The following is a 14,171-nucleotide window of genomic DNA, read 5'->3' as shown; positions in this document are numbered from 1 at the left end:
CTCGGAAAATTATAGCAGTTTTTTACAAGTGAGAAACGTCATATCCGAAAAATATAATCATTTTCAGAAGTGAAAAAGCTATTTCTTGGAAAATTATAGCGGTTTTTTATAAGTGAAAATGTCATATCCGAAAATTATAGTCGTTTTCAGAAGTAAAAAATCCATTTCTTGGAAAATTATAGCAGTTTTTAAAAGTATAAAACTAGGTAAGTCCGTTATAAAAATAAGTTACAACGAATAACAAACAATAATCATTTATAGAAAAATAAGTTTTATAAATCAGGTAAACTCATTCAATTCATCGTATTTATATGTTTATCCGTATATAAAACCATAAAAAATCAAAATAAAACAAATATGGTAAAACTATTTATCGACAGACCTGTAATGTCAACAGTGATTTCCATACTCATTGTAATACTCGGTATATTGGGTATTGTAGGCTTACCCATTTCGCAATACCCTGATATTGCTCCGGTGACGGTTCAAGTATCGGCAAATTATACCGGCGCTAATGCGGAAACCGTTTTGAAATCGGTAGTAATTCCGTTAGAGGAGCAAATCAATGGGGTAGAAAATATGGACTATATTACCTCTACCGCTACGAACAATGGTTCGGCATCGATAAACGTTTATTTTAAGCAGGGAACTAATCCTGATATTGCTGTAGTTAACGTACAGAATCGTGTGGCTCGTGCCAACTCCATTTTACCTGCCGAAGTTACTCGCGCAGGGGTGGTTACTCAAAAGCAAAACACAGGGGCTTTGATGTTTATGACGTTTTACTCCACCAATGATAAGATTAACGACATCTTTATACAGAATTACTTAAACATCAATATCATTCCTGCCATAAAGCGTATCAATGGTGTGGGTGATGCTAATGTATTCGGTGGGAAGGATTACGCTATGCGGATTTGGCTACACCCCGAAAAGTTAGCTGCTTATGGTTTAAACCCTGCTGAAGTTACCGCCGCCATTACCGACCAAAGCCGTGAGGCTGCAGCAGGTACACTCGGTCAGAACAGCGGTAGCTCTTACGAATACGTAATCAAGTATAAAGGCAAGTATAATGAGGTTCAAGAATATGAGAACATCGTGATAAAGGCAATGAACAATGGTCAGATACTCCGATTGAAAGACGTAGCTGATATTGAATTGGGGGCTTTGTCTTACACAGGATTTGCACGTAATAACGGAAACCCTGCCGTTTCAATGGGAGTCTATCAAACGCCGGGCTCTAACGCACGTGACATTATCAACGATGTAAAAAAATACCTCAAAGAAGCCGAATTAGCCCTTCCTGAAGGTATCGGATACACCATAAATATGGACTCTAATGAGTTCTTAGATGCTTCCATTTCCAAAGTTTTAACCACTTTACTCGAAGCCTTTCTACTTGTTTTCTTAGTAGTTTACTTATTCCTACAAGATTTCCACTCCACACTAATTCCTGCCATAGCAGTTCCGGTATCAATAGTAGGTACATTCTTCTTCTTGAACCTATTCGGATACTCCATAAATATGCTTACGCTATTCGCTTTGGTACTTGCCATTGGTATTGTAGTGGACGATGCTATTATTGTAGTGGAAGCCGTACACGCCAAAATGGAGCAAACTCGCGACAAAGCCAAGGCTTCTACCCTATCGGCTATGCACGAGATAACAGGTGCGATTATTTCGGTAACCTTAGTAATGGCTGCGGTATTCATTCCGGTAACGTTCATTGGCGGAACTACAGGCGTATTTTACAAACAATTCGGGATTACACTTATCATTGCTATTGCTATTTCGGCAGTAAATGCCCTTACGCTTAGCCCCGTACTATGTGCCTTATTACTGAAACCTCATCCGGATAAAGCCTATGAAGAAAAATCTTTCATTAGCAAGTTTTTCCACAAGTTTAACCTTGCTTTCGAGGCAGCCACCAAGCGGTACGGAAAAACCTTTACCTTCTTTTTACGCCACAAATGGGTAACGCTTATCCTCTTTGTAGTGGCAGGAGGTGTGCTTTATTACAGTAACGAGAAAATGAAAACAGGATTCGTTCCTACGGAAGATAATGGTATGCTGATGATGAACGTAGAGCTTATCCCCGGTGCTTCGATGGAGCGTACGGCAAACGTACTGCAAGAGGTACAGGAGCGAGTTCGTAAAATACCCGGAGTGCATTCGGTAACAGGAATTTCAGGTAGAAGTTTTATCTCAGGTGCCGGAAGCAACTACGGAATGGGCTTTTTACGATTAAAACCCTTCGCTGAGCGACAAGCTGACCCAAGGCAAAACATACAAGCTATATTAGGTCAGGCTTTTGGGGCAGTTTCAAGTATTGCCGATGCCAAAGTCATTTTCTTTCAGCCACCTGCTGTACCCGGTTTCGGTATGAGTTCAGGGTTTTCAATGGTTTTGTTGGACAAAACAGGGGGCGAAATCAGCGAACTTAACAGCACCACACAGCAGTTCCTTCAAGCCCTTAACCAACGCCCCGAAATTCAGTATGTGCAAACCTCTTTCAACGTAAACTATCCGCAGTATCAGTTGGAAATAAACGTAGAACGTGCTGCACAATCGGGCATTAGCGTTACGCATATCCTTTCGGTGCTACAAAATTACATCGGTGGACTCTATGCAACAGACTTTACCAAGTACGGAAAACAATTCCGAGTAATGGTACAAGCACTTCCTGATGACCGAAAAAGCATTCAAAGCCTTGACGGACTTACCGTACGTACCTCCAACGGGCAGATGGCTCCTATTTCGCAATTCGTTACGCTCAAACGTACCTTTGGGCCACAGAGTGTGAACCGCTATAATTTGTTCACTTCGGTAGCCTTAACCGGAGCTAATGCCGAAGGATACAGTACCGGCGATGCTTTAAATGCAGTAAAAGAGGTGGCATCGGAAACTTTAAATAGTAATTATAGCATTGACTATACAGGACTTACTCGCGAGGAGCAACGTGCAGGTACGCAAACCCTTGTTATTTTTGCCCTTTCGCTGATTTTCACCTATTTTATTCTATCGGCTCAGTATGAAAGTTATCTGTTACCCTTGGCGGTAATCTGCTCACTTCCGTTCGGAATTATGGGGGCTTATTTGGGGCAATGGGCAATGGGCTTAGAAAACAATATTTACTTTCAGATATCGCTCATTATGTTGGTCGGTTTATTGGCTAAGAATGCCATCTTAATCGTAGAATTTGCCGTACAACGTAGGCATCACGGCGAGAGCCTATCCAAATCGGCAATCAATGCCGCTATGGCAAGACTCAGACCCATTTTGATGACCTCATTCGCCTTTATCGTGGGCTTACTACCTTTGGTATTTGCCGGTGGCGTAGGTGCAGCAGGTAACCGCTCGGTAGCCACAGGTGCGGTAACAGGGCTTTTGTTGGGTACATTCATCGGGCTGATTGTCATTCCGGTACTTTTCGTGGTTTTCCAACACCTACAAGAAAAAATAGTAGGGATTAAATCCGTAGAAAAACAACACGAAAGCCAAGCGTAAAACAGATTTATATCGGTACGAACTACCATACAGACACAAAACAACACCTCATACGTTCTTTAAAATACTGTTTATTGGGCTTATTGGGCAGATTTTAAAAACATAAAAACAGCCTTAGTTAGCACTTATAAAAGAATAGTTCAAGCAAAAACCATAGTTACTTAAACAGGAGCTAAATCATTTTATAACAAAACGTTAAAAACGAGTAGCTACTCAAAATTTAACTTTTCGTTAATGCTAAGCAGTCGTCTTTTTAGCTAAATTTGTAACATCTTCCAACTCAAATACACGGAAGGCAAAGTATATTTAACTATTTTAAAAACGCATAACTATGGAAATGATTTTAAAAATTAAGGAGGTAAACCTTGGGAAATTCAACAACGCAGAGTACACTCAGTTTTTAAGTTTTACTAAGGAATTGATTGAAAAGGCAGGTTTGGAACAGCTTGGCATAGCCGACACCGCTTTTGAGCAATTTAAAAGCAACATCGAACTGCTTACCGATGCCGCTCATCAGAGTCGCATCAGTAGTGAAACCAAAGAGCTTTCAGAGATTGATAAGCAACGTAATGAAATCCTCGCATTTTTGCTGATGAATTTCCGTTCGGAACTGAAAAACCCCATTGAAAAACGGCGTAAAGCAGGTACCGAACTATACAATGCTACCAAACCTTACAGCAAAATTAAGAGTTTGCCTATCCGACAGAAGACACAAAACATTGAGGGCTTAATTACTGACCTTACCAAAGAGGCAAACTTACCTCACTTGAATACTTTAGGGATTAAAGAAGCCGTTGAAAAACTAAACGCTCTGAATGTCAAGTACAAAAAACTACTTGCTAATCGGGCTGATAGCCAAATTTCAGTTCCTCAAATCCGTATTGGGCAATTGCGTAAGGAAACCAATCAGATTTATGATTACCTCATCACCAAGGCTTTTGTCAGTTCGGTAGCTTCGCCATCGGAAGAAAACAAAACGTTTGTGCATTCCATAAACAAACTCATTACCGATACCACCATCGCCTACAAGCTACGGCAAGGACAAAAGGTGCGTAAAGACGGAATGAATACCAATTAAAAGCCACTAAAAATTCAGGAGAATGACAAAGTGATGCTTTTTTCAATACGTTTGCTTTTACTTATGTAGCGAATTTTTATGCTTCATCTTCCAATATGCTGTAATGGACTTACAGCATATTTTGTTTTTGTGATTTTAAACCCTAAATGGAGTTAAAAATAATTTCTATTATTTACCCCACTACCCTACCCTAAGCCCTAAAAAACAATATTTTGGAAATGTTAGAAACCATTTGCTTTTATAAAAGTTTCGATTTTACTCAACTTAACAACACCTTTGTCACGCTGAGCGAAGTCGAAGCCTCATAAAACCTATTGAATAATTTTGAATTACAAGGGTTAAAAACATCTTCCGTCCTACGGACACCTCCTTCAAAGGAGGATTTAAGGAAGTGAGAAATCACAAAATTCCTCCTTTCAAGAGAATTAGGAAGATTAAAACCCATAAATATTAAAAAAACATCGTATTTAATACTATTTAGCCTTATGAAACAACAGATAAAAAAGGGGATAATTGCCTTAGGAGGGCTTCTCATTTTGGCTTCGTGTGCCGGTAGAAAACCCTACATACGTACCGAATTGCCTACAGAAAACCTTTATCGTACCGACCAACTACCCACCGATAGCATCAGTACCGGTAGCGTATCGTGGCGAACTATCTTCACCGATGACAAACTGCAAGGCTACATTAAGCAAGCTCTTGAAAATAATTTGGACATACGCATAGCGTGGCAAAATATGGAGAAATCAAAAGCACAATTGCTACAAAGTAAATATGCTTTTCTGCCTACTTTAAGTCTGAACCCAAGTTACACCTATACAAGTCCTTCTTTAAACGCCCCCTCAGGGAACTTTTCAGAGGAAAGAACCCACCTGCGTCAATGGGATTTGACAGCTACCACAGCGTGGGAAGCCGATGTTTGGGGAAAAATCAATGCCCAAAAGAAAGCCAATTACGCAGGAGCGTTATCAAGCATTGCTTCGCACCAAGCCATACAATCGGAAGTGGTAGCTACATTGGCTACGGCTTACTATCAGCTCCTGATGTTGGACAAACAACAACAGATTTTGGAAGCTACCATCAGCCTTCGCCTTAAAAGTTTGGAAACTACACAAGCCCTAAAACAAGCCGGAAGCACCACCGAAGTGGCTGTACAACAAACCCAAGCCCTTTACTACAATGCACAAGCACAGCTTGTTGGTATTAAAAACAACATTCACGCTTTAGAAAATAGCATTTGTATCCTTTTAGGTATTCCCTCGCAACCCATAGCACGTAATTCATTAGAAGGACAATCCTTCCCCACAGATTTTAATCAAGGATACGCAGTGAGTTTATTAGAAAATCGCCCCGATGTACGCAGAGCAGAACTCGATTTAATCCAAGCCTTTGAACTGACTAACGTAGCTCGGGCAGCTTTCTACCCTACATTTACCATTACAGCACGTGGAGGATTCAGCAGTCAAACCTTTGAAAATTGGTTGGATACCAAATCCATATTTGCTAATTTCATAGGCGGATTGGTACAACCTCTGCTCAACAAACGGCAAATCCGTTCGCAGTACGAAATTAGCCAAGCTAACCGCGAAACAGCACTGCTCAAATTCAAAAAAACAATGCTTACCGCAGGTAAAGAAGTATCAGATGCTTTGCAAAATTATCATTCGCAACACGAGTATATCCTACTAAAAACCAAAGAAATGGAGGCTTACCAAAAAGCTACCGAATATTCGCAAGAACTTTTCAATAGTGGTATGGCAAGTTATTTGGAGGTGATTTCGGCAGAGGTAAATCGACTTAATGCCGAACTAAGCGTAGCCAATGCCGAGTTTAATAAGATGCAGTACGGAATTATGCTCTACAAAGCCCTCGGAGGAGGTTGGCAATAACTCAACTTTTCAATGGGCTAAAAGAAAATAATACAACCCTTAATTGAATTTTATACCCTAAAAATTAGGACATTTCAATTTTTATTTTACTTTTGTAACACTAACAAATTTTATTATTTTATGAAAAGATTTATTATCCCCGTTTTAGGATGTGCAGTATTGGCGTCCTGTACAGACAAAGCCCCCGAGTACACCGTGCTATCGGGTAAAGTAAGTAACTACAAGCAAGATAAAATTAGATTGTTTGGCGATGGTTTCAGAAAAGAAGTAGTATTAAATGCTGATGGTTCATTTTCCGATACCCTAATGTTAGCTCACAACGGAGGCTATACCATTGGTAATACAAATATCTACCTACACAAAGGAAAAAACCTAAACATCAATGTAGATGTTAAGGATTTAGACGGAATTAGTGTTAGTGGTGATTTAGCCCCTGAAAATGAGTACCTACTCAAAAAAAGCAAACTCACTCAAAGTATATTGGGTAAAAATGTAGCTGATTTTTATAAGTTGGAAGAGCAAGACTATGTAAATAAAGTGAAAGAACTTACCGAAAAACAAAAAGAATTGCTCAAAAATACCACTTTTAATATTGACGGATTTAAAGCCTTAGAAGAAAAAGCGATTACTTATGAAGCTGATGTCCTTTTAAATCGATACCGAGACTATCACGCCTACTATACGCAACAGAAAGACTTTAAAACTTCTGAGAATTTCCCTAAAATCAGCACCACCGATTTTGACAATGCTGAGGATTTCCGATTCTCACGAAACTACCGTACCTTGGTAAGTACGCAAATTCAAAATGAAATCAATCAAGCCTACAAAGAGCAATTTGGCGAAGATTTTCAAGACGAAAAATATGTTGATATTACCATAGATAAGGTAAAAAAGATAAAAAGCGATAACATTCGTAACTCAATGGCAAATGACCTTTTAAGTTACTACATTCAGCCATCAAGTACCGTAGGTGAAAAGGTATATAACGAGCTTATGACTATCATCAATGATGATAAAATAAAAAGTGAACTTACTGACAACTATAACAAAATTAAGGCTTTGGCAAAAGGAAACCCCTCACCTACCTTCAATTTTGAGAATCATAAAGGTGGAAAAACTGCTTTGGCTGACCTAAAAGGCAAATTGGTATATATTGATGTTTGGGCAACTTGGTGCGGACCTTGTTTGCAAGAAATTCCTCACCTAAAAGAGGTGGAGAAAAAATACCACGGAAAGAATATTGAATTCGTGAGCATTTCAGTAGATGATAAAAGAGATTACGATAAATGGAAAAACTTCGTAACAGAAAGAGAATTGGTAGGCACACAACTCTTTGCTGACAATGCGTGGGATAATGATTTCGTTAAAAACTATGTGATTAAAGGAATTCCAAGATTTATATTGCTTGATACACAAGGAAACATCATCAGTGCAGATGCTCCTCGTCCATCAGACCCTAAACTCATTGAGCTACTCACCGAAAACGGTATTTAATAAACTACAAAGGACTGTCGCTAATGGCAGTCCTTTTTTTATTAGAGTTATTATCAGTTTGAGTATTTTGTAGGTTTGCTTTGTTTCAGCCTTAAAAAAACTCCGACTTCACTTGGTTTAATAGCTATTTAATCTAACACAAGTGAAGCCGAAGCTGGGTTTTGAGTAATTTGAAAATGAGAGTAGTAGTTTATTTTTTCTTATTCAATAGCTTTAAATACGCCCCATATCCTTCCTTTTGCATATTTTCTTTGGGTACAAACCGCAGCGAAGCACTATTTATACAGTATCTGAGTCCGCCTTGCTCAATGGGTCCGTCAGTAAATACGTGTCCTAAATGTGCATTACCCACTTTACTGCGTACCTCCATACGTACCATACCGTGTGACTTATCCAAATGTTCTGAAATTAGCTTTTTATCAATAGGTTTGGAAAAGCTAGGCCATCCGCAACCCGATTCAAACTTATCGGTAGATATGAATAACGGTTCGCCAGTAGTGATATCTACATAAATTCCCTCGCGAAATTCGTTCCAATATTCATTTTGAAACGGACGCTCGGTGGCGCTGTTCTGAGTTACCTCGTATTGTAAAGGAGTTAACCGCTTTTTTAAATCGGATTTATCAGGTTTGGTATAGGTTGTAGGTTGTTTTTTCGGTAACGGATTGGCGTTTCGTGCCATTTCAAACAGCTTAGGGCTGATGTGGCAATACCCATTAGGATTTTTATCCAAATAATTTTGATGGTATTCTTCCGCTCCGTAGAAGTTTTTAAGTGGCTGATTTTCTACCACAATGGGTTTCTTATATTTTGAAGCCAATGCCGTGAGCGCCTTTTTGATGATTTTTTCATCATCAGCCTCTGTAAAGTAAATGCCTGTACGATATCGTGTTCCTATATCATTACCTTGCTTGTTAAGGCTAGTAGGATCAATGGTTTTGAAAAACAAATCAAGCAACATTTCCAGAGATATTTGCGATGGGTCATACACCACTTTTACCGTTTCGGTATGTCCCGTTTTATCGGTATATACTTCTTCATACGAGGGATTTGTAGTCTTACCATTAGCATAGCCTACTTCGGTAGCTACAACACCTCTAACTTGTTTGAAAAAATGCTCCGTTCCCCAAAAACAACCTCCAGCGAAGTAAATTTCTTTATTTTTAATTATTTTACTTGTTTCTTTCATCTTTAAATTAGAAAATATACTGCTATTTGTTAGATTTAACATTAAACAAAGTACAAAGGTAAAAGTAATACTATTTTTCATAACACAATTACAATTAAATTATTTTTGATTTTCACCCGTTACTAACATTACACCAAAGCCTAAAAGTACCAAATCTTTAAGAATGAAGAAATCGGTAATAGGAAAACCGTCAACATTTCGCCACACCCCAGGAGTGGTAAACAAATAGCTTAAAGTCATCAGAAAAGTTACCACCATAGCCCAACCCGCATATTTGAGCAAATAAGGTAGTTTGAGCCCCACAATTAGTGCCAATGCCGTGAGAATTTCAACGATTCCGACAAGGTTAGACACGGCTTGTAAGCTGAAAACATCGTACATCCAAAAAGTAAGTGGGTGATGCGCAATAAGCGGCTGTATGGCTTTAGCTTCAGTAGGAGTAAATTTAAAAAGCCCTATCCATAACAATATGAGCGCCACTCCAAATAAGGAAATAAAGTATCCTAACTTACCATTACACCTGCCCGAGTGCGGACAATTCATCGTTTTGTTTTGCATATCAAAATAAAAATTTAGAATTAAACTTTGTTCTTTTGATAGCATAGTCGGTAATATTACCAAAACCTGACAATAAAATAAACTATTTATCCATTTTTTTGTTCAGATTATCTTTAAACTGCTGTATTTCAAAGTCGTCAAATTGATTATTTTTTGAGGTTTCGGCGCTTTGAACAAGCCTTCGGTCTATAAATACTGCTTTTTTATGGTATGCTTTACACCATTTGCATACTTTTAGATGAAGATAGTGCTGTACCTTTTCCTTAAAATTTAAACCACCTGAAATACGTTTCTCCTCCAAATAAGAAATTTGTTGGCAAGGCAGTATAAAAAAATGAATCCATCGGTTTAACATAGGAGCTATTGGTTAGTTTCTATACAAGTTCTTAATTGTAAGCGACTACGTTGAAGTATTTTCCAAAGATTAGTAGTGGTAATTCCGGTTTGTTGGCAAACCTCTGGTGCTTTTTTATCCTCCAAATAATATAACTTTACGGGGATTTTCCATCGCAAAGGCAAACGTTCGAGGCAATCATAAAGCGTTTTATGGAAATCATCATAAGGATAATCCTCCGTGAAGGCAGTCCAATTCTCCAAAACACTATTGTCCGCCCAATTACCTTGCGAGTCAAAAAAATCGGAAACCGAAATATTTACCGGATTTTTGTACTTCAAACGATAGTAATCTGCCACTTTGTACTTCAAGATTTGGGAAAGCCAAGTCAGCGGACTGCTTTGGTGCTTAAAGCTTTCAAATGAAGTAAATGCTGCCAAGAAAACCTCCTGAACCATATCCATCGCTTCCTCTTTATCAGAGAGTAAATAAAGCGCTTTATTGAGTAAGGCTTGCGAGTAAGCATCAATCCACTCCCCAATAATTTTGTTTTTTGAACTCATAAACCTATTGTTTTTTGGATTTTTGGCAGTTGGCTGATTTGTTTATCGGCTATTTTCAAAAAATCCGTTATTTTCAAAGTAATGCACAATGGCTTCCTTCATCAAAACGGACTGTTCCCCAGCCTTTAAAGGAGGTAATTCTTCTACAAGCGTATAGTGTGGCCAACCATCAGCATCTACAAAATCAAAACGATAATAGCCGTAAGGCTCCAGCAACTTACAAATGGCTATGTGCATTAGGTTTACCTTTTCATCTTTCTTATATTTGCGATGAAGTTGCCCGAGTTCCTGAACGCCAATGAGGTAGATAATAGCCTCTACGTCCAGTTTTTCGCCATCGGCAAAACTTTCGGATACATTTTTAACGATTTGCTCCCACCGAGCCTTTAATTGTTCATCTCTTGCCATTTGTAGCTTATAGGTTAATGAGGAAATTTGTAAGGTTTATTTATGTATTATAAATTTCACAAAAACAATTCGTTGATTTTTTCAGGCGGACGAGCAATAACTGCCTTTTCTCCGAAAACAACTATTGGTCGTTCAATAAGTTGTGGATTTTCGCTGAGTATATGAATAATTTCTGTCTCGGAAAGCGTTTTGTTTTTAAATTGCTCTTTCCAAAGTGTTTCGTTTTTACGAACCAATTCGATAGGTTGAATGCCCAATTTCTCCAAAAGTACTTCTATTTCAGCAGTTGTAGGCGGATGTTTTAAATATTCAATAACCTTTATATTTTCCCCTTTTGATTGAATCAATTCCAGTCCACAGCGCGACTTTGAGCATCTGGGGTTGTGATATATTTGTATTTCTTCCATTGTAATAATTATTGTTGGTTTTCGTCTTTTTGCCCCATTAGCATCAAGAACGCTTTTAGAAATTCGTCAATTTCGCCATTCATCACGCTATCCACATCAGTAGATTCATATGAAGTACGTACATCTTTAACCAATTTGTAAGGATGCATCACGTAATTTCGGATTTGTGAACCCCATTCGATTTTCATCTTTCCTGCTTCAATTTCGTCGCGCTTGGCTTGACGTTTTTTGAGTTCTATCTCATAGAGTTGCGATTTTAAAAGCTGCAGGGCTTTATTTTTGTTATCTAACTGACTGCGAGTCTCAGAGTTTTCGATGATAATCCCTGTGGGGTGATGCCGAAGTCTCACAGCGGTTTCCACTTTATTAACATTTTGCCCTCCTGCACCACTAGAACGCATCGTTTCGAAAGTAATATCGGCAGGATTGATTTCAATTTCAATAGTATCATCGGCAAGTGGATACACGTACACCGAAGCAAAAGAAGTGTGTCTTTTGGCATTACTATCAAAAGGAGAAATGCGCACCAAACGATGCACTCCGTTTTCGCCTTTTAGGTAGCCAAAGGCATAAGATCCGTCAATTTCAATGGTTACGGTTTTTACCCCTGCCACATCTCCTTCTTGAAAATTAAGTGTTTTAATACTATATTTCTGATTGTTACACCACATCGTGTACATACGCAAAAGCATCGAAGCCCAATCACAACTTTCGGTACCTCCCGCTCCAGCCGTAATTTGTAGTACGGCACTCATACTATCCCCTTCATCCGATAGCATATTACGAAATTCTAGTGCTTCAATGCTTTGAAGCGTCTTATTGAAAAGAAGTTCAACTTCTTCGGCTGTAGCTTCGCCTTCTTTGTAAAAATCAAAAAGTACCTCAACATCAGCGGTAAATGCTTCGGCTTGTTGATAGTCTTCCACCCATTTTTTCTGAGTTTGTAAGGCTTTCATTACCTTTTCGGCTTGTTGCGAATTACTCCAAAAATCAGGAGCTAATGTTTTTTCTTCCTCATTGGCTATTTCAATGCGTTTGGCATCGATGTCAAAGATACCTCCTTAACGCACCAAGGCGATTGACTAAATCCTTAACTTGTTCAAAGTTTACCATAAAATTCTATTATTATATTGTCAATTACTATAAAAGATGACCTTTAATACAAAAAAAGTTAGTGCAAAGGTATTTTAAATTTTAGAGTTTTGGAAAATTTGATGAGAAAAATCAAAGTTCTCTAAAAAACGTATTGTCTTTTCAAGGCTCTTTTTAAGTGAAAAACTTTTTTTATTGATTTTTAAATCATTTCTAAAATCTTGTAGAATTACTCGCTTCACATCGTTTTCATCAAATTGATTTTCAAGGAAAAGCATTGCCGTAAGTAGTTCAATAGCTAAGAGCTGCTGTATATTTTCAACCAATTGATAACACTTTACTGCAGCACTGCCACCCATACCTTTGATATCGAATCTTTTTTCAATAAGCATCGGATTTTCAGCACTTGTAGGGACAGCCAAATGCTTGTTTTCTACAGAAACCCCCTCTCCCATACGCTGTAAAACCCAAAAATCGAGCGTTTTTTTGTTGGGTAAATGTTCCGTTTTGTTAATCAGATGAAAAGTACGTCTTTCGGATATGTTTCCTAATCCAGTAAGTGCAATGGCTAAGTAATCCAAAGCAAATGATAAAGGCAGGGTATGTGAATTTCCGCCGTAAAAAATAGCGTTAAGCTCTTGAAAAATAAGAGTATTATCAGTAGCCGAATTGATTTCAGTACGAATTACCTTACGAACCGCAGCAATGGCATCTTTAACGGCACCGTGAACCTGAGGAATAGCATAAAAAGCCTCGGGAACGTATTGTTCTTTTTTCTCGTTATTACTTAAGAATGTTCTAAGATTTTTTGCCGTTAAAATTTGTCCCTTATGCGGACGAACTGCTTGAACTTCAGCTAAAAAAGGACTTGCGTCCGCACCAAATACATCAGCGGATAAAGAAGCAATAAAATCGGACAACACACATATTTTCAACGATTTAATCAAACAATAAACCGCATAAGCCGTTGTTAATTGTGTTCCTACCAAAAGGGCTTCGCCTTCTTTAGCTCCCAACTGAAGAGACCGCCAACCGTATTGAGCTTCCAATTCACAGGCCGAAAAAACTTTACCATTTATACGTACTTCTCCTTCTCCGATTAAAGGTAAGGCCATATTTGCCAAAGAGATACGATCATCAGGAGCACCTTCCAGATACACCACAGGTAAAATATCGTTATTGAAAAAATCAATAAGTCGTTCCACCGTTTTCAAATGCACCCCACTGTAACCATAACTAAGCGATTGTACCTTCAAAAACAACATCAATTTTACGATAGTATCAGGAGCAGTACGACCAAACCCACAAGCGTATGATTTTAGCAAATTGTGTTGGTTTTCTGATATTTTTTGAGGAAGTATTTTCCCGTTTGAGTCAAAACAAGAAGCGCTAACAACATTCTCAATCGGGTTTGTTGCGTTTTTTAATCTGTTTTGTAAATAAGTGTAACTTTTTTCAATGTTAACCACTGCTTCTTCAGAAAGTTTGAGCTTAACGCCCTCTGAAATAATAACCTCAAGTCGCTCTAAGTTTAAGGTTTCATTGGATATATAGTGAATCATTGTTCTTCTTTTTCATCGCATACAAATATAGAATTTATTTGTTGAAATGAGGTTATCTTAGGGCTAACGTACAAAAATTATTGACCATTA

The 14,171-nt window shown here is 38.3% G+C and carries 12 protein-coding genes; 4 read left to right on the top strand and 8 right to left on the bottom strand.

The window, feature by feature from the left end; translation table 11 throughout:
* Positions 1 to 357: 357 nt before the first annotated feature.
* From CGC47_RS00435 to CGC47_RS00420, 4 genes are all read left to right on the top strand, one after another.
* Positions 358 to 3,507 carry an efflux RND transporter permease subunit gene (locus CGC47_RS00435; RefSeq protein ID WP_095899845.1) on the top strand — a complete coding sequence of 1,050 codons (3,150 nt, stop codon included), beginning with the start codon at positions 358 to 360 and terminating at the stop codon, positions 3,505 to 3,507.
* Positions 3,508 to 3,838: 331 nt separating this feature from the next.
* Positions 3,839 to 4,585 (top strand): DUF6261 family protein, encoded by a 747-nt coding sequence (locus CGC47_RS00430; RefSeq protein WP_013997040.1) that lies wholly within the window; start codon positions 3,839 to 3,841, stop codon positions 4,583 to 4,585.
* Between the two features lie 485 nt (positions 4,586 to 5,070).
* Positions 5,071 to 6,474 (top strand): efflux transporter outer membrane subunit, encoded by a 1,404-nt coding sequence (locus CGC47_RS00425; protein WP_041998706.1) that lies wholly within the window; start codon positions 5,071 to 5,073, stop codon positions 6,472 to 6,474.
* 120 nt (positions 6,475 to 6,594) lie between these two features.
* Positions 6,595 to 7,968 carry a TlpA family protein disulfide reductase gene (locus CGC47_RS00420; protein ID WP_041998709.1) on the top strand — a complete coding sequence of 458 codons (1,374 nt, stop codon included), beginning with the start codon at positions 6,595 to 6,597 and terminating at the stop codon, positions 7,966 to 7,968.
* 190 nt (positions 7,969 to 8,158) lie between these two features.
* On the opposite strand, the gene msrB is transcribed toward CGC47_RS00420, so the two are convergent.
* The 8 genes from msrB to CGC47_RS00380 all read right to left on the bottom strand — a co-directional run bounded on the left by msrB (position 8,159) and on the right by CGC47_RS00380 (position 14,081).
* Positions 8,159 to 9,157 (bottom strand): peptide-methionine (R)-S-oxide reductase MsrB, encoded by a 999-nt coding sequence (msrB, locus tag CGC47_RS00415; RefSeq protein ID WP_370444559.1) that lies wholly within the window; start codon positions 9,155 to 9,157, stop codon positions 8,159 to 8,161.
* Positions 9,158 to 9,256: 99 nt separating this feature from the next.
* Positions 9,257 to 9,715 (bottom strand): DUF417 family protein, encoded by a 459-nt coding sequence (locus CGC47_RS00410; protein ID WP_041998721.1) that lies wholly within the window; start codon positions 9,713 to 9,715, stop codon positions 9,257 to 9,259.
* An 82-nt stretch (positions 9,716 to 9,797) separates the two neighbouring features.
* Positions 9,798 to 10,070 carry a hypothetical protein gene (locus tag CGC47_RS00405; protein WP_013997035.1) on the bottom strand — a complete coding sequence of 91 codons (273 nt, stop codon included), beginning with the start codon at positions 10,068 to 10,070 and terminating at the stop codon, positions 9,798 to 9,800.
* Between the two features lie 5 nt (positions 10,071 to 10,075).
* A complete protein-coding gene (locus tag CGC47_RS00400; protein ID WP_041984930.1) occupies positions 10,076 to 10,612 on the bottom strand; it encodes an RNA polymerase sigma factor in 537 nt (178 codons plus the stop codon).
* Positions 10,613 to 10,654: 42 nt separating this feature from the next.
* Positions 10,655 to 11,020, bottom strand: coding sequence for a hypothetical protein (locus CGC47_RS00395; RefSeq protein ID WP_013997033.1), 366 nt, complete (start codon positions 11,018 to 11,020; stop codon positions 10,655 to 10,657).
* 56 nt (positions 11,021 to 11,076) lie between these two features.
* Positions 11,077 to 11,427 (bottom strand): arsenate reductase (glutaredoxin), encoded by a 351-nt coding sequence (gene arsC, locus CGC47_RS00390; protein WP_041998712.1) that lies wholly within the window; start codon positions 11,425 to 11,427, stop codon positions 11,077 to 11,079.
* A gap of 8 nt (positions 11,428 to 11,435) precedes the next feature.
* Positions 11,436 to 12,540 (bottom strand): peptide chain release factor 2 gene (prfB, locus tag CGC47_RS00385; protein WP_111938323.1). Its coding sequence is split into 2 segments (ribosomal slippage): positions 11,436 to 12,476 and positions 12,478 to 12,540, totalling 1,104 coding nucleotides; the frame shifts between segments, so codons are not numbered across the junction.
* A gap of 74 nt (positions 12,541 to 12,614) precedes the next feature.
* Positions 12,615 to 14,081: an aromatic amino acid ammonia-lyase gene (locus tag CGC47_RS00380; protein WP_095899843.1), complete on the bottom strand. Its 1,467-nt coding sequence runs from the start codon at positions 14,079 to 14,081 to the stop codon at positions 12,615 to 12,617.
* Positions 14,082 to 14,171: the final 90 nt, after the last annotated feature.

This window comes from Capnocytophaga canimorsus, from assembly GCF_002302565.1.
Taxonomy (GTDB): Bacteria; Bacteroidota; Bacteroidia; order Flavobacteriales; family Flavobacteriaceae; genus Capnocytophaga; species Capnocytophaga canimorsus.
Note: the sequence above shows the minus strand (reverse complement) of the source record. Positions and strands in the feature narration are given on the sequence as shown.